At 49.2% G+C, this 18,621-nt stretch carries 12 protein-coding genes; 3 read left to right on the top strand and 9 right to left on the bottom strand.

The annotated features are described in order from the left end of the window. Window positions 1-99: 99 nt before the first annotated feature. Complete coding sequence (locus EXU85_RS24045) at window positions 100-678, bottom strand: O-methyltransferase (protein ID WP_142774523.1); 579 nt, start codon at window positions 676-678, stop codon at window positions 100-102. 68 nt (window positions 679-746) lie between these two features. Here EXU85_RS24045 and EXU85_RS24040 point away from each other — a divergent pair, with 68 nt between their 5' ends. Further along, window positions 747-1,574, top strand: a complete 828-nt coding sequence (locus tag EXU85_RS24040; protein ID WP_142774522.1) for an AraC family transcriptional regulator — start codon at window positions 747-749, stop codon at window positions 1,572-1,574. Between the two features lie 107 nt (window positions 1,575-1,681). Here EXU85_RS24040 and bla read toward each other — a convergent pair whose 3' ends face one another. From bla to EXU85_RS24025, 3 genes are all read right to left on the bottom strand, one after another. Continuing rightward, the gene (bla, locus tag EXU85_RS24035) at window positions 1,682-2,431 is read right to left on the bottom strand and encodes a subclass B1 metallo-beta-lactamase (RefSeq protein WP_142774521.1); all 750 of its coding nucleotides are present in this window, start codon (window positions 2,429-2,431) and stop codon (window positions 1,682-1,684) included. A 51-nt stretch (window positions 2,432-2,482) separates the two neighbouring features. Further along, window positions 2,483-3,535 carry a purine nucleoside permease gene (locus EXU85_RS24030; RefSeq protein WP_142774520.1) on the bottom strand — a complete coding sequence of 351 codons (1,053 nt, stop codon included), beginning with the start codon at window positions 3,533-3,535 and terminating at the stop codon, window positions 2,483-2,485. 94 nt (window positions 3,536-3,629) lie between these two features. After that, window positions 3,630-5,519 carry a CocE/NonD family hydrolase gene (locus EXU85_RS24025; protein ID WP_246859223.1) on the bottom strand — a complete coding sequence of 630 codons (1,890 nt, stop codon included), beginning with the start codon at window positions 5,517-5,519 and terminating at the stop codon, window positions 3,630-3,632. A gap of 283 nt (window positions 5,520-5,802) precedes the next feature. Between EXU85_RS24025 and EXU85_RS24020 the strand changes: the two genes are divergently transcribed. Next, window positions 5,803-8,919, top strand: coding sequence for an AsmA family protein (locus EXU85_RS24020; protein ID WP_142774518.1), 3,117 nt, complete (start codon window positions 5,803-5,805; stop codon window positions 8,917-8,919). Window positions 8,920-8,970: 51 nt separating this feature from the next. On the opposite strand, the gene EXU85_RS24015 is transcribed toward EXU85_RS24020, so the two are convergent. Next, window positions 8,971-11,487: a carbohydrate-binding domain-containing protein gene (locus EXU85_RS24015; RefSeq protein ID WP_168207859.1), complete on the bottom strand. Its 2,517-nt coding sequence runs from the start codon at window positions 11,485-11,487 to the stop codon at window positions 8,971-8,973. 468 nt (window positions 11,488-11,955) lie between these two features. Between EXU85_RS24015 and EXU85_RS24010 the strand changes: the two genes are divergently transcribed. After that, entirely contained in the window at window positions 11,956-14,961 is a 3,006-nt protein-coding gene (locus EXU85_RS24010) for a DPP IV N-terminal domain-containing protein (RefSeq protein WP_142774516.1), read from the top strand. A gap of 217 nt (window positions 14,962-15,178) precedes the next feature. On the opposite strand, the gene EXU85_RS24005 is transcribed toward EXU85_RS24010, so the two are convergent. The 4 genes from EXU85_RS24005 to EXU85_RS23990 all read right to left on the bottom strand — a co-directional run bounded on the left by EXU85_RS24005 (window position 15,179) and on the right by EXU85_RS23990 (window position 18,591). After that, window positions 15,179-16,288, bottom strand: a complete 1,110-nt coding sequence (locus EXU85_RS24005; protein ID WP_168207858.1) for a serine hydrolase — start codon at window positions 16,286-16,288, stop codon at window positions 15,179-15,181. Between the two features lie 139 nt (window positions 16,289-16,427). Then, entirely contained in the window at window positions 16,428-17,228 is an 801-nt protein-coding gene (locus tag EXU85_RS24000) for an SDR family oxidoreductase (RefSeq protein WP_142774514.1), read from the bottom strand. Beyond that, window positions 17,221-17,667, bottom strand: coding sequence for a hypothetical protein (locus tag EXU85_RS23995; protein WP_142774513.1), 447 nt, complete (start codon window positions 17,665-17,667; stop codon window positions 17,221-17,223). The genes EXU85_RS24000 and EXU85_RS23995 overlap by 8 nt, the downstream gene beginning before the upstream one ends. Window positions 17,668-17,739: 72 nt before the next feature. Further along, on the bottom strand, window positions 17,740-18,591 hold the full coding sequence (locus tag EXU85_RS23990; protein ID WP_246859222.1) for a sigma factor-like helix-turn-helix DNA-binding protein: 852 nt from the start codon (window positions 18,589-18,591) through the stop codon (window positions 17,740-17,742). Window positions 18,592-18,621: the final 30 nt, after the last annotated feature.

Raw genomic sequence — 18,621 nt, 5'->3', positions numbered from 1 at the left:
CGATTATGATTTCCTGCCTCTGTTTCCTCGATCTGTATTCTCGCAGGTCGCTTATTTTAATGGCAGTATACGTGCTCATTTTTGCAGAAGCAAGCGGGTTTACAATTTGACGGCGACAACTATACCCGTTGCCCAGTTTAACTGGCTGATTCGCAGATCGTTTCTCGCTTCCAGATGCGCCAACAAATCAGTTGCTTTCTGCTCATGGCCGACGGGCCAGTTTGGCTGAGGGAGCATGTCGTCAATCAGGTAGAAGCCACCTGGTTTTAACAAGGCCAGTGTTTCGTCTAAAAGCAGGTATTTACCTGGCCAGGTGTCGGCAAAAATATAATCAAATGCCTGATCACCAGCAGCTTTAAGCCATTCTCCTCCATCTGCATCAATAAGCTGTAGACGGGCGTCTTCGCTCAGATAATGTCGGGCAATGTCCAGACAAGCTGAATCATTATCAACTGAGAGTAAGGTTGATTGTTGATCCATTCCAGCCAGAATCCAGGCGGTTGCCAACCCTGTGCCCGTACCTAATTCCAGGAACTTTCCGGAGGGTTTGCTAGCTGCGAGCGTGCTGAGTAAGGCGCAGGTGAGTGGGTCAGATGCCATGGAAAATCCCGCTTCCTGCGTTGCTTTTAAAATGGCTTTATATGGAGCTGGCCATACATTTTCGTTTCCTTGAGTCATATAGTTCCTGTTTGATTATCAATTTCTAATAGGTGTTTGCAAAAGTAGATTTAGCTAACTTGGCCCACATGTCAGAAAAGGACAATGTTTTGTTTGTATCGGCCACGGGGCGAAAACCCGTAAGCTGTGCTTCGATCACAGCCCAGAAACCGTCTTTTGTGTATCACGAGGAGTTAGGTCGGTTTCATTCCGATTGGCATCAGCACCCCTGGAGCGAGTTTATCTACGCCGAAAATGGGTTTGTTCACCTTCATGTGGCGGGTAAAAAGATGGTATTGCCCAGTTGGTACGGTGCCTGGATTCCTCCTGATACGCTTCATGAAATCTGGTCTGACAGCCCTGCTCTGCATATGCGGGCAATCTGTTTTTCAACAGATGAAACGAGCATACGTCATGAGTTGGCCGTATTTCCGGTTTCGCCTTTGCTGAAGGAGATGATGCGGTATACGGAGAAATGGAATCGGGTAGATCAGGCTGATTTCCGGGAGACAACGTTTCTGAGCGCTTTACAAAATCTCCTGCCAGAAGAGATGACGAAATCCATACAGGTTTGCCTCCCTTCTACGAGTCATGTGAAACTGGGCCAGTTGCTGGACTATATACAACAGCACCTACACGAAAAAATCAGTATCGAACGTCTGGCTCACCAGTTCGGATTCTCGGTTCGCACATTGAGCCGTTTGTTTACGCAAGAGTTAGGGGTTTCCTTTTCCAGCTACTGCAAACTGGCCCGGATCATGAAGGCTCTGGAATTGATGGAAACTGAAAATAACAACGTTTCGGAAATAGCCAGCGCAGTTGGCTACGAAAGCCTGGCAACGTTCAGCAACAACTTTCTTGAAATCTGCGGGAATCGACCGATTTACTTTATTAATCAAAAAAGAGGCCAACGGTGAATAGAACCGCTCTGGGGGCTGATTTTAAGAGAAATTATGACTGGTTTATTGAGTCACAGATACGCCATATCTGAGAGATATGGCGTATCTGTGACTCAATAAACCAGTCACTTTTTGCCTTCTGCATGCTTTTTTAGCAATGCCAATGTGTGCTCCAGCGCCTTGGTGTCGCCCCATTCATCGTGGCCGGGTACTACAATTTTAGCAGTCCCAAATTGCTTGATCACATGTTGAACGGAGCCTGCCCACGCATTCAGGTTTGCATCGGCGAGGTTCCCCATCCCGAAGGCCGCTACACTTTTTATCAGACAACCTCCGTGCAAAATCCTCTGATTGGGCAACCAGACAACAATGTTGTCGATGGTATGCCCCTGGCCCGGGAAGTAACAGCGAATCGGCTCCTGACCAATGGTGAAGGTTGTATCATTGGGCAAAATACCGTCTGGCGATTCGTAGCCGAGGTTAACGGATTTCTGGGCAGTCAATGGCGTACTAATTGCCCGGATACCCGCTTTACGGAGTTCACTAATGCCCCCAACGCGGTCTTCGTGTGCATGAGTGACAATGCATAACCGAACGGGCTGGTGCAGGTTAGTAGCAACCCATTGAAGCAAATCCCGTGTATTGTCGGTGTTTGTGTCGGTATCCCAACCGGTATCAACCAGCACAACTCCGTTTTTGGTATTAATAATCAATCCATTAGAAGGGACAGCTGTGTTGCGGTAAATGCCGTAAGTTGTATGAACGTACACTCGATCATTGAGCGGTGTAACCGTCAGCTTAGGCCTTTGAATTTGCTGAGCCTGTGCAACGCTCGCAAGAAATAGCAATGACAAAAAGGTGACTAAAGTGCGCATTGGTCAGCTTGAATCAGTAAAAAACGGTAAAGACAGCCCTTTGAAAATTTATCATTTCCCTGGAGCCTTGTCTTTATAAATGGTCCAGTTGGCAATCAACTTGTCTACTACTACAATACCCGTTTGGTAGGCGGCTTCCAGAGCAGGCACGTAAGCGGTATAGCGTTCGCCGACTTCTTTGCCGCCATTAGTCAGATTATCGGCAGCCGTAACGCCCGGTGGTTGCATGGTGTAGTTGCTAGCCGTTCGTAACACCAGATACCGGTTAATATCTGCCTTACCCGCATTCGTGAGCCATTGTAAGGATTGCCCGGTACCCGTATCTTCCATTGCCGATGTTACAAAATTCCCCTTCCCGCCTGTCCAGTAGCTGACCCATTTGTTAGCCCACTCGTTCAGGTATTTGCCGTGCCAGAAGGTCATGGCGGCAATGTGGTCGCCCATCATGACTCGGGGTGGTTTTTGGGCTTCAGGAAATCCCTGATAGCGAGCCCGCATTTTCTGAAGTGTTTCACTATCGGCCAGTTTGACGTCTTTGGTTAGGCCATATGCCCACTTGGCCAGGTCAGGATTTAGGTGGATCGAAACCATAAAGTCGTTGTCCTGAGCGGGCTCTTCATAGGGCTTGGCCCGGCGTAAAGGCAGATAACCCGTAGGCCACTCCTTTGGAATTTCGCGTGGGTCGATTTCGTGAGCGAGGTCACCATCTACGAGCCATTCAGCCCAAACGGCCGAACCAGCACTGCCATCTTCGGGGTCGATTCCGGCAATGCCTGCCACCAGCCAGTAGGCGTGGGACAGATCGAAGCGAGGGTCCATACCCAGGGCCATGATCGAAGCGGTAGAGCGGGCGGTTCCCATGCCTGTGCAAATACCCAGCACCTGTTTTTCAGCATTGTACCGAAGATTCCGGTAGCCCTGTGGAAAGGGAATCGTTTGCGACAGCGGGACTCGTTCAACCCAATATTGAAATTCGCCGGGTCGGTCGCCCGTATCAGCGCCAATTTCGAACATGGTTACGACCACCACCTTTACGGGTATGGGTGTTGTTGGCTGGCCGTAGGTATACAGGCTGGCAAGTAGCAGGAAAGAGAGGAGTTTCATTAATGAAGTAAATTTGCCGATTTAAGTAACTGTCAGGCACAGTCGAGTATTTGACAATTCTTAACTACTCCTGACAATGCTTGACTATACATGACTACTTACTCAACACGCCAACTTTCAGGAAGCTTGCGCCGGATTTGCCATGGTACACCCGGTGCGTTGCTTTCTGATAATCAGATTCTTTAGCGGAGAAAGTCGGTACGAAGGTTTGTGGATTTCGGTCGGCCCAGGGGAAACATGAGCTTTGAATCTGCACCATCAGCCGATGGCCTTTTTTGAATGTATGCAACACATCCTGCAACTCCAGCGGAACCTGCGTGGGTTGATTGGGCTTGAAGGCTTCAGGCTTGCTGATATTGTTTCGGTAGCGTCCCCGGATAATGTCGCTGCGAATCAATTGCTGATAATCGCCATAGACAACGTCTTTCTTTTGAGGATTCTGTGGCGCATCGGGCGGGTACACGTCGATCACCTTCACCACCCAATCGGCATCGGTGCCGGTGGTCGAGACGGTAAGCTGGGCCATAATCGGGCCCGCCAGAGTCAGGTCTTCGATCAGGGCGTCGGTTTGGAAAGTCAATACATCGGGCCGGGAGGAGGCAAACCGTTGATCTTCGACCATATAATCGGCCGAAAAACCATCATTGATCTTGCTGGAAAACGGTACCGGGTGTGCCGGATCGGACGGGAATTCAGAGAAAGCCGCTCCCGATGTTGGGGCAGAGAAACTCAGTTTACCATTACCCCCCAAGTACAACTGTTTTTGTACCGTTTCTTTGGGCGGATAGGTATCGAACGTGCGCCAGCGGTTGGTGCCGGTTTCGAACAGCGTAGCTTCGGGTAGAGGAGAAGGCGTTGTTTCGTTAAAAAGGTAATGCTTGAAAAATTTAGCTTCGATCGTCTCCTGATAATAGGGCGATGTTTTGGAGCCGAAATCCTGATCGGCCAGGGTTTGACCGGATGGACCCGCCCAGCCGCCGTGTATCCAGGGACCTACCACAAATACGTTTTGGATACCCGGATTCTGCTTTTCGATGGCTTTGTAGGTGTTGAAGGTTCCATACAAATCCTGCTCATCATACCAGCCACCGACTACCATTACGGCATGTTTAATGCCTTTGAGGTGCGGGAGAATGTTGCGCTTTTTCCAGTGCTCGTCGTAATCGGGATGCTGGAAATTCTCATAGAAATATTTATTACGCCCTTTAAAAAACTGACTTTCGGAGTTAGCGGTTGGCCCCATATTCAGGTAAAAATGATAACCGTCGGGATCGTCGATCTCAAACAAAGCAGGCGGATTTTGCTTCGTTGGCTGTTTATGCTCCAGAAAAAAAGGGTAAAAGCTGAAGTTGGCGGCTAACATGAACGCGCCATTATGAAAGGCATCGTCGCGCCAGAGATCTGCCATGGGCGCTTGTGGCGACGACGCTTTTAAGGCTGGATGCCCTGAAACTGAGCCCGCAGAGGTGAAGAACCCCGGATAGCTAATGCCCCATTGTCCTACATTTCCGTTGTTGGCGGGTATATTTTTCAGAAGCCAGTCGATGGTATCGTAGGTATCAGTCGCTTCATCATGGTCGGCACTTCCTTTCTTGACATCAACATGGGGCGTCATTTCAACAAACGTACCCTCTGAGGCCCACCGGCCCCGAACGTCCTGATAAACAACAATGTAGTTGTCGCGAAGCATAAACGGATTTGGCCCAACCCGCCGACGAAAGCGGTCGGTTCCGTACGGCTGGCAACTGTAGGGCGTCCGCTGCATAATGATCGGATGCTTTACCGTCTGGTCTTTTGGCGCATACACCTGCGTGAACAGTTTCGTGCCATCGCGCATGGGCACCATAAATTCAAATTTCTGGTAGTTCTCGCGCACGTACGCCGAGTCCTGAACGGGCGTAAACGGGTATGAATTGGCCGGTGCCGTTGTCTGAGCAACGGCAATGGCGGGAATCAGCAGCAGAAGGGCAAAGAATGTTTTCAATGGGTATGTTGGAGTGAAGTTGGTTTTGACTACAAAATAACAGCTAATTGAACAGGCTGACCTAATGTAGTCGTAAATTCTCATCGACAAACACGAGTGGCAGGATTCTTGCCTTACGTATATACGGACAGTCAGTCAGCAAGTAATTCGGGTTTGCACCTGTGACCAGTAGGGTACAACAGGTTGATTATTGAAACCCTATACTAACTTTGTGGTTGGCTGGCAACCAAAACTAGTTGTTTGGAAAGAACGGTTTCCTCTCGTTCGCCACCAACCCACCGACATGAAATTTACTTCGAAATCTGTAACTACAGGGCTCAACTGGTTGGGCCTTGGCATAGGCGGTATCGTTCTAGTATGCGGCCTGTTTATCAGCCTGCTGCCTTATTTATTCCCTGATCTTATTGGCGAAAAACTCAAGGAGTGGACGGACAGTCACCTCAGCGGGAAGCTGACGTTTTCCAAGGCAACACCCTCCATTTTTGCTCATTTTCCGAATCTGACGCTGACCCTTCATGATGTTAATTTAAAAGGGTCAGCACCGTTTGAACAGGACACGCTGGTAGCCGCCCGGGAAATCAGTCTCGGCGTCGATCTGGCCAGTTTGTTTGAAAAACGGATTAAAATCGACAAGATATTTCTGGCCGATGGGCGTATCAATGTTCAGGTTGACAAACAGGGGCACGCCAATTATAACGTATATGCAGCCCCGGCAGATTCATCGGCTACGCCAACCGACACGAATAGCACCGCGTTGACAATTGAGAAAATTCAAATCGAACGGACCAATATCATCTATAATGACCTGTCGATTCCGATGCTTATCCGGGCCAAGGGTGTACTCTACGAAGGCAAGGGCGATTTGAGTAAGTCCGTCTTCGACCTCTACACGCACACCCACATCGACTCGGTTGATCTGTATTACGATAATCAACCCTACGCCCTTGGGAAACAGGTGAATGCGGATCTGATTACGCAGGTGAATACGACTTCACTGGCGTTTGTATTCACCAAAAACGACCTGAAAATCAATAAGCTACCGGTTCAGTTTAAGGGTAAATTCGCGTTTCTGCGCGACGGCTATACGATGGATTTCAAGGCGGCATCGGTAGAAACCGACCTGCATAATATCATTACCGCCCTACCTCCCGATCTGGTACGTTGGGCGGCTAAAACCGACATCAACGGGTTCGGCGCTTTTGGGGTATCGCTGTCGGGAGAGTATAGCGTCGTTAACCATACCAAGCCTACGCTGACCATCAATGCTACGTTGCGGGATGGCTCTGTTGCCTATGAAAAAGCACCCGATCCCGTCAAGAATCTACGGCTCGATTTAGCGGTCAAACTGCCCAACCTGAATCCCGAAGAACTGGAACTGGCCATGGATTCACTCTATTTTACGATCAATAAAGACTTTTTTGGTTCCCGTTTACATGTAAACGGATTGAGCAAGCCAACTATTCATGCGATTGTGCATACTGATATTGATCTGGAGAAATGGGATAAAGCGTTTGGCATTCCATTGATCGATGTTAAAGGCCGATATCGGCTGGATATGCAGGCAGATGGTGATTATATCGTTGCCCAAAAGCGGATCAGTTCGAGCAAAACGGAGCAGACCATTACGAGTATCCCACAGTTTACCGTCACGTCCTCACTGGAGAATGGCTACATCAAATATGATTCATTACCGCAGCCCGTTCGTGATATACGGTTTAATCTGGATGCTTCCTGCCCTGATCAGGATTATCGGCATGCGCAGGTGGCATTGAAAAATCTCCACCTGAAGGCGTTACAAAATGTAGTGAGTGGGTTTGTTCAACTTAAGAATGCCAAGGATTTGTTCATTACGGGCCGACTCGATGGCCTTCTTCATTTAGACGAACTAAACTCGTTTTACCCGCTCAATGACAGTCTGAAACTAGCTGGCAAACTGACGATTGAAGCCGAGACAGAAGGCCAGTACGTTCCCGAAAAACGACAGTTCCCAATCACTAAAGCAATTGTTCAATTAACCAATGGCACTGTTCAAACGAAGTACTATCCACGTCCTATTGAGCGCATTCATGTCAACGCCAATATTCTAAACACATCATTGTCACTGAATACCCTCAAGGTTGGCCTCAGTCCAATTTCATTCTGGTTTGAGGGAGAGCCCTTCAAGGTGCAGGCTGATCTTAAAAATTTCGACAATCTAACCTATGCCATTACCTCACAAGGCACTGTTGATGTGGGTAAGCTCTATCAGGTTGTGGCGCAACAGGGATACAATGTGAAGGGTCTTATCAAAACGGACTTTTCTTTGCGTGGTAACCAGGACGATGCTACGGCTGGCCGGTATGATAAACTGTTTAATAAGGGAACTGTACAGGTAAAGGACCTGCTGCTTTCGTCGGATTTATTTCCGTTGCCCTTCCTGATTAAAACGGGCCTGTTCCGTTTCGATCAGGATAAAGTGTGGTTCGACCGGTTTAAAGCTACCTATGGCTCATCGTCGGTGGCTATGAACGGCTACTTAACCAACCTGGTCGATTATTTAACCAAACCTCTGTCGCCCCTGCGAGGGAGGTTTACACTAACCAGCAACGCGATAAACGTCGATGAATTTATGGCCTTTGCCAGCAACTCCACAGCCTCATCGGCCAAATCGACTCAACCGTCAGGCGTGGTGATCGTGCCCTCGAATTTAGCCATCGACGTAAAGGCAACGGCCAAAGGGGTGAGTTATAACGGGCTGAAACTTCAGAATGCACAGGGACAGATGCGGATTGATAGTGGCCGAATTACACTCCGGCAAACGGGCTTTACCGTAATTGGTACGCCCGTTACGATGGATGCTACCTATCAGAGCTTATCCCCCAAGCGGGCCGCTTTTGACTACCACATCAACGCCGTTGATTTCGATATTAAACGCGCTTATCGCGAAATTGCCTTGTTCCGGGCCTTAGCGACGTCTGCCGCGAAAGCCGAGGGACTGGTGTCATTGGATTACCAACTGAAAGGAAACCTGAATGCGGATATGCAGCCAATTATGCCGTCGCTGGTGGGTGGTGGGGTGTTGTCGGTTCGGAAGGTGAAAATGAACGGGTTTCGCTTGTTTGGCGCGGTGAGCAAGAAAACCGGTCACGACATCAGCAATCCCGATATATCGGAAGTAGCCATTAAAACCACGATTGCCCGCAACACCATGACTCTTGCCCGTACCAAACTACGCGTGGCCGGATTCCGTCCCCGACTGGAAGGCAAGGTAGGCTTGGATGGACGCTTAAACCTGAACTTCCGGCTGGGGCTCCCACCCCTGGGCATTCTGGGTATTCCTATGACCATTACAGGTACGCAAACCAATCCGAAGGTTAAACTTGGGAAGAACAAAGAAGACAAGGACGAGACAGAGCAGTAGCGGGTGAGATGATAGTAGTGTAACGTGAATTCGGGATTAGGCACAATTAGCTTAGAACGATATCGTATTGACTGTGCTTGTCGTCGATGTTGTCGACGTCGCTTTTAAGGTTGCGCCTGAATTTGAATACGTACCACCTGTGTATATTCCCCAGCCGGTAGTATTGCCTACGAAACTTCCACCGCTATAACTTCCACCAATGTATAGTTTATAAGCTGCCCCTTTTGCTAACGCCGGATTCGAGAAATGAAAGTAGGCAGAAGCCGTTTTAGGCTTAAACGTCACCAAATCCTTTCCGGAAGCATCTTCGATATGAATAACCGAAGTGGGTGCCACCTGCGTACTCGATTTGATAAACATACCAACCTGCGTTGACGCTGTGCCCATTGCTTTGGTCATATTATTACTGGGCTCTGCCCCGAGTAAAACCCCGCCAGTAATCAGGAAATTACCGTTAACATCAATGTCTTCATTGCCGTTTGCAATGACAGTTCCCCCTTTTATGGTGAAATTACCATTACTGTCTATCGCATCAGAACCGGTAGCAATTAATATTCCTCCGCTTACCGTCAACGCACTATTGTCGTTTGATTCAGTGCCGCCAGAAACCGTGCCATAAGAGGTATTGACACCATCGTTTGAAGCCGTTAGGTTCGATATACCACCATTAATGGTAATGAAGATGGATTCCATACCTTCATACGATTTCGTGACATTGATGGTGCCGTCATTTACGGTGATCGACGTGCCGGACTTCAGCCCATCATCAGTTGCTGCTATGTTGAGTTCACCATTGTTCATGATGAAGGCACCGTCGCTTTTAAAGCCTTTTGCTTCACTGGTTAGCGTACTACTGTACGTGTAATTTGCCCCGGAAGCCGTAATCGTGGTTGTGCCTCCACTAATTGTAGCCGTCCCATCAACGGTGATGCCTTTCCCACCGGTTCCGGTGTTGGTGATGGTTAAGTTCCCCCCATTAATGGCTAGATTTTTATCACAATTGATGCCCGCCGGAGCCGCAATATCTGCATCGGCCGTCACATAATAGGCAGCACCTGAAACTGTGATCTTGATCGTTCCGGCGGTTAAGGTGAAGTCGCCGGATGTTTTGATTCCTTTTGACCCTCTGCCACTGACGGCTAACGTAATCGGGTTATTCGTGGCTATGGTTGTATAGCCTTCGCTCTTGATGCCATTCCCTTTATCGCCCGTAGTTGATACGTTCAGGATTCCCCCTTTGATTGAAATATAGGGCGTAATGGTAGCGTCTGTTCCTTCATATGATGTCTTTATGCCATCACCAACACTAGCTACCGTTAGTGTACCTCCGTTAATGGCGATATACCCTTCCTCGGCCTCAATCCCGTCACCAGATGCTGTAATTGTGACGGTTCCGTTATCCATCGCAAAATAATCATTCGCATGGATACCGTCTTTTGCTGCCGACTTTACATTGATCGTTGTTTCACTCACATAGATATAATCGTCGGATACAATACCATGCTTATTCGCTCCGGTTACGTTCAGCGTTCCGGCACCCATAAAGCTGAGCTGACCTTCGCTAAAAAAAGTACCCTTTTGATCTTCTGTGCTCGTTGTGTAGGTAGCCCCATCGACTAATGTATTGGTTGTGCCGCTCACCACATGAATGGTGGCCTTCTTACTTGACTGACTGTTGATGGCTGGCCCCGTGCTATTCGTCAGGCTCAGGCCTTTCATTGTGATATTGAACTTATAGGGACTATAAATCTTGAAGCTTCCTTTTGTGGCTGTGCCCGATAAGGCATACACAATTTCTTTGGTCGTATTGGTCGACGTTACCGTTATATCAGCACCACTTACCGCCACACTTACACCTGCATCCTGAAACGCATTACTGACGCTGGCCGTTGTACCGGCATACACAATCACAACGGTATCGGTGGCCGCCGTGGCCGTTCCCGACGCAGCTACTGTTACCGTAACTGTGCAGCTTTGTCCTCCTAAGCTTAGATTGAATGTAGCCGTACCCGATGAGGTTGGTGTACCCGAAATAGTATAAACTAACGTTCCCGAACCGTTAGCCAATGTTCCTGCGGCAAGGGTTGCGGTCAACCCTTCAACCCCTGTTGACGTAGCTGTTGACACGTCATACATACCGCCATTCCCACCGGTATAGGTCACTGTAGCGTTACCTGAATACGCTATACCGTTTGTTCCGTTTACGGGAGCAGCCGTGCATGTCAGGCTGGAAACACTGGCTTTAGAAACAGCTACGGGCAGGTCCAATACACAGGATTGTCCACCTAAAATAATTGAAAAGCTGGCTGTTCCAGCCGTTGCGGGCGTACCTGTAATAGCGAAACTGGCCGTACCGCTTCCGCTGGACAAAGTCCCTGCTGATAAGGTTGCTGTTAAGCCTGTTACGCCCGTTGAAGTAACCCCAGTTCCTTCGGCATAGGCAATGCCATTTCCGCCTATATAGGGTACACTGGCCTTGGCAGTATACGAGGCTCCACTGGTGGCAGACGCCGAAAATGTGGCACTTGAACAACTGAGCGTAGTAATAGTCGGTGTATTGGTTGCCACCTCGTTCGTCTTACACGATAGGGAGATTAAAGTAAATGATAGTACTATGCCTATTGCGGAAATAATTCGTCTATTCATTTTATGGGTTACCAGAGCGTATTTACTTACTAGTGTATACGAGTGGAGTAAATAGAATGTGGCACATGAAAAGAAATATAGCTGAATTGATATTCCCCTTCCTATAAAATTCCAAGGTTTACAAAGCCCTGTTTGGATTTAAAAACCCATTCGGTATATTGCCTATTGTTGATTTGTATTCGCCTGTTAATCAACTGATTGATAGGTATTTTAATGAATTTTAATGGAAAAATTACACGATTTTGATCGTGCAGGATTTCTATTGATTTTACGAATATAGAATAGGCTTATTCTGTGTGATCAGGTGATTCCAGATCAATGACTACCCGTTATTTTTTTGAAATCAGTTGCCCCTTTTTCTCTCTTTTTTACCACTAACTAACCTAGTCTATGACGATCCATTCTGTACTAAGTCGGTCTATCTGGCTTTTACTCCTGTTAGGAATTTGCGTTGTCCGGTCGAAGGCCCAATCTGATTCCTTACGCATCACGGTTTCGGAAGGGACCAATATGGCAGCCGCGCTCTCACCCGATGGTCAGTCGATTGTGATGGACATGCAGGGAACCATCTGGCTATTGTCGGCTAAAGGTGGCGTTGCGAAAGCCTTAACGGACTTTCGTGACGATGCGCACCAACCGGCCTGGTCGCCGGACGGGAAACGGATTACCTACTCCTCCTTCCGCGACGGCACCTTCCACATTTATAGTATAAAACCCGATGGCTCCGACTTACAAAAACACACCACTGGCGAGTTTGACTATCGGGAGCCAGGTTATTCTCCTGATGGAAGTAAACTGATTTTCTCATCGGACAAGGGCGGGAGTTACAACCTGTGGGTGCTTACGCTGAAAACGAACGAACTGAACCAATTGACAGAAAATGGAGGGAACGAGTATTCCCCAACCTACTCGCCCGATGGAAATCGCATTGCGTATATTGCTACCCGGTCAGATGCTTCTGGCTTGTACGTTTGGGAAGGGGGCAAAGAGACATTGATCTGGAAAACGACCGCCACGCTTGGGGCACCGGCCTGGACAAAAGATGGTAGCTCGCTGATTTTACAGGCAGTAGCCGATGGCGCAACGTCGCTGGTGGTGAAAGAGATCAAATCCAGTGCTGACCTTAAAGTACTATCGGCAACCCGCGAAGATGTATTCCCGTTTCGGCCATCCATAGCTGCCGATGGTTCTATCTGGTATACCGCCGATGGCGCGATAAAGCATATGGCTGCCGATTTCGCTAAGACCGAAAAACTGGCCTGGCAGGCTACTTTTGCCCTGAACCGTAAGCCCTATACGCGCAAAAAATACCTGCTCGATAATCCTAAGCCCCGACCCGTTAAAGGTATCCGGGCACCGGTTGTTTCGCCAGATGGGAAAGCCGTTGTTTTCTCGGCCCTTGGTGACCTATACTGGCTGGATATTGGTGTAGCCGTTCCACAGAAGTTAACTAACGATGCGTTTATTGAGGCCGATCCTTGTTTTTCACCTGATGGTCGATTCCTGATCTTTACCTCGGATCGATCAGGGGGGATTAATTTATGGGCCAGAGATTTGAAAACGGGCCAGGACCGCCAGTTGACGAATGGAACGGAGGAAATCAATACCCCGATTTTTGCGCCCGATGGCAAACGGATTGCATTCTTCATGCTCGACCGGGCCGCTTTTGGCCGTAGCGTGTTGCACACCATCACTTTCCCAACATCAGAAGATCAACCCTTTGCCATACCTCAAAAAGTATATGATCCACTCTTTGGACCCGGTGTACCGAGCTGGTCGCCGGATGGCAAGCAGATTGCGGTCTCGGCGCTGGATATCTATTCCAGCCGGTTTCGGGAAGGGCTGAACCAGTTTCTGATCATCCCCAGTCAGGGTGGAGGGAGTGCGTCGGAAATGAAACCCGATTCGGCGAATCAGACCATCAGTTTCCGGGGACGGAGTGGCCCAAGCTGGTCGCCGGATGGCAAGTGGATGGCGTACGTGCTCGATGGCGTACTCTGGACGTTGCCCGTTACACCGGAAGGGAAGCAGACGGGGCCAGCCGTTCAACGTACGAAGGCACTGGCCGACAACATGACCTGGACCGCCGATTCGAAGACGCTGGTCTATATGGCCATTGATTCGCTCAAGCAGATGGACATAACAACGGGTAAGGTTTCGATTATTCCGTTGACGTTGACCTACCAGCCGAAATTGCCTGTAGAACCCACGATTATTCACGCGGGTAAACTCTTCGACGGTAAAACAAATAAGTACCGCGAGAACGTCGACATTATTCTGGCAGGCAGCCGAATTCAGGCTATTGAGCCACATAAAGCCGGACGCAAGGGCAAACTCGTGGATGCCTCTAAACTCACCGTTATGCCTGGCCTTTGGGAGATGCACACCCACCAGACCATTTTGTCCGGCGAAAAACAGGGGCGTATCTGGCTGAGCCACGGCATTACCAGTATTCGCGAAACGGGTGCCGATCCCTACGATGCGCTTGAACGAAGGGAGTCCTGGGATGCGGGTATCCGGCCGGGCCCACGCTCGTTTTTCACTGGAACCCTGAACGAAGGCTATCGACTGTATTATGGGCTGGCTACCAGTATCCGAAGTGAAGCCCAACTGCGCATGGAACTCGACCGGGCCAAACGACTGGACTACGATCTGCTGAAATGCTACGTCCGCTTACCCGACCGCTTGCAGCAACTTGCTGCCGATCTGGCGCATCAGATTGGGATTCCCGTCACCTCGCACGAACTGTATCCGGCCGTGAAGTACAATATCGATGGCGTTGAACATTCGTCGGCCACCAGCCGCCGGGGTTTCTCGATGAAGCTGACCTCAACGAACCATATCTATGCCGATGTGCTGAACCTGATCGCGAAGTCGGGTATGAATATGACGCCTACCACGAGCTTACAGGGCGGTTTTTCGTTCCAGACCCGAAAGGATACTAGCTTATTGAGCTACCCGCCGTACGTTCATTTTTACAATGAGGTGTACCGGAACAACCTGATGGCGCAGCAGCAAACCATGCGTCGGATCATGCCGGGGGCGGTCGAGAATTTTAAAACGCTGGCCAGCAATGTGAAGAAATTCATCGACGCGGGCGGACGCATGACACCGGGAACCGACTCACCGCTGATTCCTTACGGACTAAGCTTACAGGTAGAATTGCAGAACTGGGTAGAAGGGGGCGTAACGCCTTTCGAGACATTACGGGGCGCTACACTATGGTCCGCCGAAGCGGCTGGTGTGGGTAATGATCTGGGCAGTATTGAAGCGGGTAAAATAGCTGATTTAATTGCCGTTGATGGCGACCCGCTGACCAAAATTCGGGATTCTATGAATGTTCGCTATACAATTAAAAACGGGAACGTCTGGCCACTGGCTGAGTTGTTGAAATAGGATTTAAGGGTTTTAACGCAAAGGCGCAAGGGTTAACGCAAAGGTCGCAAAGGTTCTATTCTTTGCGACCTTTTGCTGTGGTTAATGTGGTGTCGGTTACTAATAACCGACGTTTTAGGTTTCTCAAAACCTATTGAGAGAAAATAGGTTTTGAGAAACCTAAAACGTCTGATTTAAGAATCTGACATCACACCCCTTGCGCCATTGCGGTTAATTTTTACTTCCCACTAGCCACTTTACCTGCTCCCGATCGCAAAAAAAGGGTAGCAATTTCCTTCGCTATGGTTTCGGGACTGGCTTCTTCGCCATTTGTCAGGATAATAATGGATAGGCCCTTCTGTGGGAAACGGGCGTACTCCGTCCGAAATCCGGGTAACGAGCCGCCGTGGTGAACCCATTGCGTGCCCTGAAACGTATCAACCCGCCAGCCTAGTCCATAGGGGTAGGGCGTGCCGTCTTTAAGCACAAAGGGTGTCAGCATCTGCTTCTGACTGGCTTCGGTCAGATAGTTGGAGGTGTACAACGCAGCATCCCATTTCGCTAAATCCAGAACCGTCGACAGAAAGGCTCCGCTGGGACGCAATGCCCGGTAAGGGATGGCCCGATGAAGATGATCTTTGTCCCATTCATAGCCATCGACCCGGTTCGGTACAATTTCACTGAGGGTCGTGGTCCGGGTGGCGGTCATGCCTAATGGACTGAAAACCCGTTGTTTCAGAAAGGTAGCCCAGGGTTGTCCTGATACTTTACTGATAACATCGGCCAACGCAAAATAACCTACGTTACAATATTGCCACTTTGTGCCAATCGGAAACTCTAAAGGCAACGGAAACGCCGACTGAACCACAACCGAGTCGGGCTGAATTTTGGCCGGGTCAAACGCGGGTGCTTCCCGGACGATTCCTGATGTGTGCGACAATAAATGTCGTAACGTAATGCCCTGCCAGGTTTGAGGAGCCTGCGGGTAGTATTTGTGAATATCATCGTCGAGTTTCAGCTTACCTTCCTGCGCCAGCATCAGAATACCGGTTGCAAGAAATTGTTTGCTGACAGAAGCAATCGCATACACGCTTTGTGGAGTCGCAGGAACATTCAGTTCGACGTTGGCCAGCCCATACCCTTTGGCCAGTATCACCTTTCCCTGACGGACAATGGCGATCGAAACACCCTGAATGTGTTTATTGGTCATGTGGGTACGGACAATTGCATCCACACTGTCCGCAGAAATCTGGTTGATCGGTTGCGCCCATCCCAGATCCAGACAGAAGAGAATCGCGAGAAGTAAAACCGGAATCGTGCGGAGTTTCGGTATCGATAACGAAGTCATATAGTTTGAGGAAGGAGTCATGAAAGATGAAGCAGCTCTGTAAAGTTAGCGCACAAGTGGGTGAAAAACAGCCAGCTTATCTAGTTAATCATCCCTCTGATTGCTTTTTCGTTTTCAGCCTCCGTTTTCAGATAGTCTTCTAAAACTCGCCATACCGTTCCGTCAGATACGCTTTCCAGGTTTTTGTGCCGATGGCCGCTTCCGGGCAGGTCGCACGACCCGCTGCAATAGGCTTCATAATTGCCCCAATGGCAGGAATCGGGATGATTGGTTTTGAAACCTTCCGGTGTTGCATCCAGCGTTTCGCTAGTGTTCCTGCATCATACACCTTCGGTCCTCCTAACTGTAAAGTAGTCTGCTGGCTACCAGCCTGAGCCAGTCGACACAATTCCTGCGCCACGACTACAACATCAATGGGCTGAATCAATAGCTTTTTTGGGACAAACCCAATAGGTAAGTTCAGTAGTTTCCCCAGTACAAAGTCGACGAAATCGTGGAATTGAGTCGCGCGTAAAATTGTGTAAGGCACCTGGCTCGCCTGAATCAATTTTTCGGCGTTGAGTTTAGCCTGGTAATAGCTGTAGGGAATTTTGTCGACACCCACAATGGAACTGTAAATCAAGTGCTTCACGTTTGACTGCTTCACTGCATTCAGCAGGTTACGGGTAAACACAACTTCGTCTGACTCACGCCCAATTTTTCCCTGCCCTGTAGCCAAATGAAAAACCGTATCGACTCCGGCAAGTGCTTCTGAGAGGCCGTCTCCCGTGGCCAGGTTGGTGTGCGTCCAGGGCACAGATGCCTGATTGACGGTACTATACGAATCTGTTTTGATGGGGTTACGGCTTCCGATCTGGAAGTTGATCTGGCTTTTCTGTAGTTCATGTACAACTGCCGAGCCCAATACACCCGATCCGCCGATGACTAAGCTCTTATTCATGAGAAGATTCTGAGTAGGGTAGGGCAGATTGGACAGGTTTGTGGAGCAACAGCAGAATGGGAAGTAATACTCCGGCGGATAGTGCCACTACGTTCCCGACCTGATCAATAAGCGGAAGCATGTGTAAGTGCATCAGATGATACAGCAGATGGGGCGTAGTAAACGTCAGCAGGCAGATAGCTGTGGCCCGAACAGCTACCAGACGAGGAGCCAGTAAGGCCAGAAAAGTAAGCACCGAAAGAGATAGAAAGAAGCCACCTACATCCCGGATCAGGTGTTCGTTATAAGGACCATCAACGGCCACCCAAACCCGGCCAAAGCCAGGGAAGGACGAATAAAAACTACGGGGCATGAACAGGGCCCACACACCCGGAAACGCATTGGTTATGGCTAAATAAAGAAGGGTGATTGGTACCCAGCGGACTTGCTTGACTTGCATAAGAATAACATTTTTGATGAAATCTCACACAAGACAAACCAGGGCCGTAGTTTGTGACAGGCGCCCTGAAAATTAATGGAGATGGGCTAATTTATCCGGGTTACGAATGAAATAAAGCCGACTGATACCGGTCGGGTCAGATTCGATAACCATAACCGTATCAAGCAGTTGGGTATCCTTTTGGCTGAATACTAAACCCAGCTCACCATTGACCAGGGTTGGCCGGACAAGCAATTTATCCCGTTGCTTAGTGGTGAGTGATCGCAGAAACTGTTCAACGATAGCTGAACCGACCAGTGGTTTGAGGGCGGCCGAAATCTTGCCACCTCCATCCGAGTAAACGGCTACATCTGCTTTGAGTAATTGGATCAATAGGTCGATATTACCCGTTTCGCTGGCTTTGGAAAAGGCATCCAGAAGTGCCTGTTGCTGAGTTGGATCGATAACAAAACGGCGGTTAGCTCCCGCGATTTTTTCGTTCGCCCGTCGGTAAAGTTGCCGACAATTAACGTCCGTTGTATCGAACAACTGGGCTAATTCGGGATACCCAAAATCGAAGCTTTCCTTGAGCACGAAAACGGCTCGCTCCAGGGGCGACAGTTTTTCCAGCAGGAGCATGAATCCGTACGAAATGTCCAGTTTGGCGTCACTAACATGACTGTCGGCCAAAACGGGTTCTGGTAGCCAAACACCTTTATACGCTTCCCGATGCCGTTTTACCTGCGCCAGGTGATTAAGCGACGCGTTTATGACACTCTTGGCCAGATAGGCTTTGTCATCCTGAATAGCCTCCAACGGCCGACTCATCCACTTTATGAAGACATCCTGAACAATATCTTCACTAACCATTACTTCCCCGGTCATTCGATAGGCAATCGAAAATAACGTGGGCTGGTAGGTAGAAATAGCGTCGGAGGAAGTCAAGGCTAACGTGAATGTTGTACTATACTAGCT

The sequence above is a fragment of the Spirosoma sp. KCTC 42546 genome, assembly GCF_006965485.1.
Taxonomy (GTDB): domain Bacteria; phylum Bacteroidota; class Bacteroidia; order Cytophagales; family Spirosomataceae; genus Spirosoma.
Note: the sequence above shows the minus strand (reverse complement) of the source record. Positions and strands in the feature narration are given on the sequence as shown.

Bases quoted from the DNA above. Each gene is read 5' to 3' on its own strand.
- EXU85_RS24020 (WP_142774518.1), top strand. From the start codon at position 5,803: ATGAAATTTACTTCGAAATCTGTAACTACAGGGCTCAACTGGTTGGGC.
- EXU85_RS24045 (WP_142774523.1), bottom strand. From the start codon at position 678: ATGACTCAAGGAAACGAAAATGTATGGCCAGCTCCATATAAAGCCATT.
- EXU85_RS24010 (WP_142774516.1), top strand. From the start codon at position 11,956: ATGACGATCCATTCTGTACTAAGTCGGTCTATCTGGCTTTTACTCCTG.
- EXU85_RS24005 (WP_168207858.1), bottom strand. From the start codon at position 16,288: ATGACTTCGTTATCGATACCGAAACTCCGCACGATTCCGGTTTTACTT.
- EXU85_RS24030 (WP_142774520.1), bottom strand. From the start codon at position 3,535: ATGAAACTCCTCTCTTTCCTGCTACTTGCCAGCCTGTATACCTACGGC.
- bla (WP_142774521.1), bottom strand. From the start codon at position 2,431: ATGCGCACTTTAGTCACCTTTTTGTCATTGCTATTTCTTGCGAGCGTT.
- EXU85_RS24000 (WP_142774514.1), bottom strand. From the start codon at position 17,228: ATGAATAAGAGCTTAGTCATCGGCGGATCGGGTGTATTGGGCTCGGCA.
- EXU85_RS24040 (WP_142774522.1), top strand. From the start codon at position 747: ATGTCAGAAAAGGACAATGTTTTGTTTGTATCGGCCACGGGGCGAAAA.
- EXU85_RS23995 (WP_142774513.1), bottom strand. From the start codon at position 17,667: ATGCAAGTCAAGCAAGTCCGCTGGGTACCAATCACCCTTCTTTATTTA.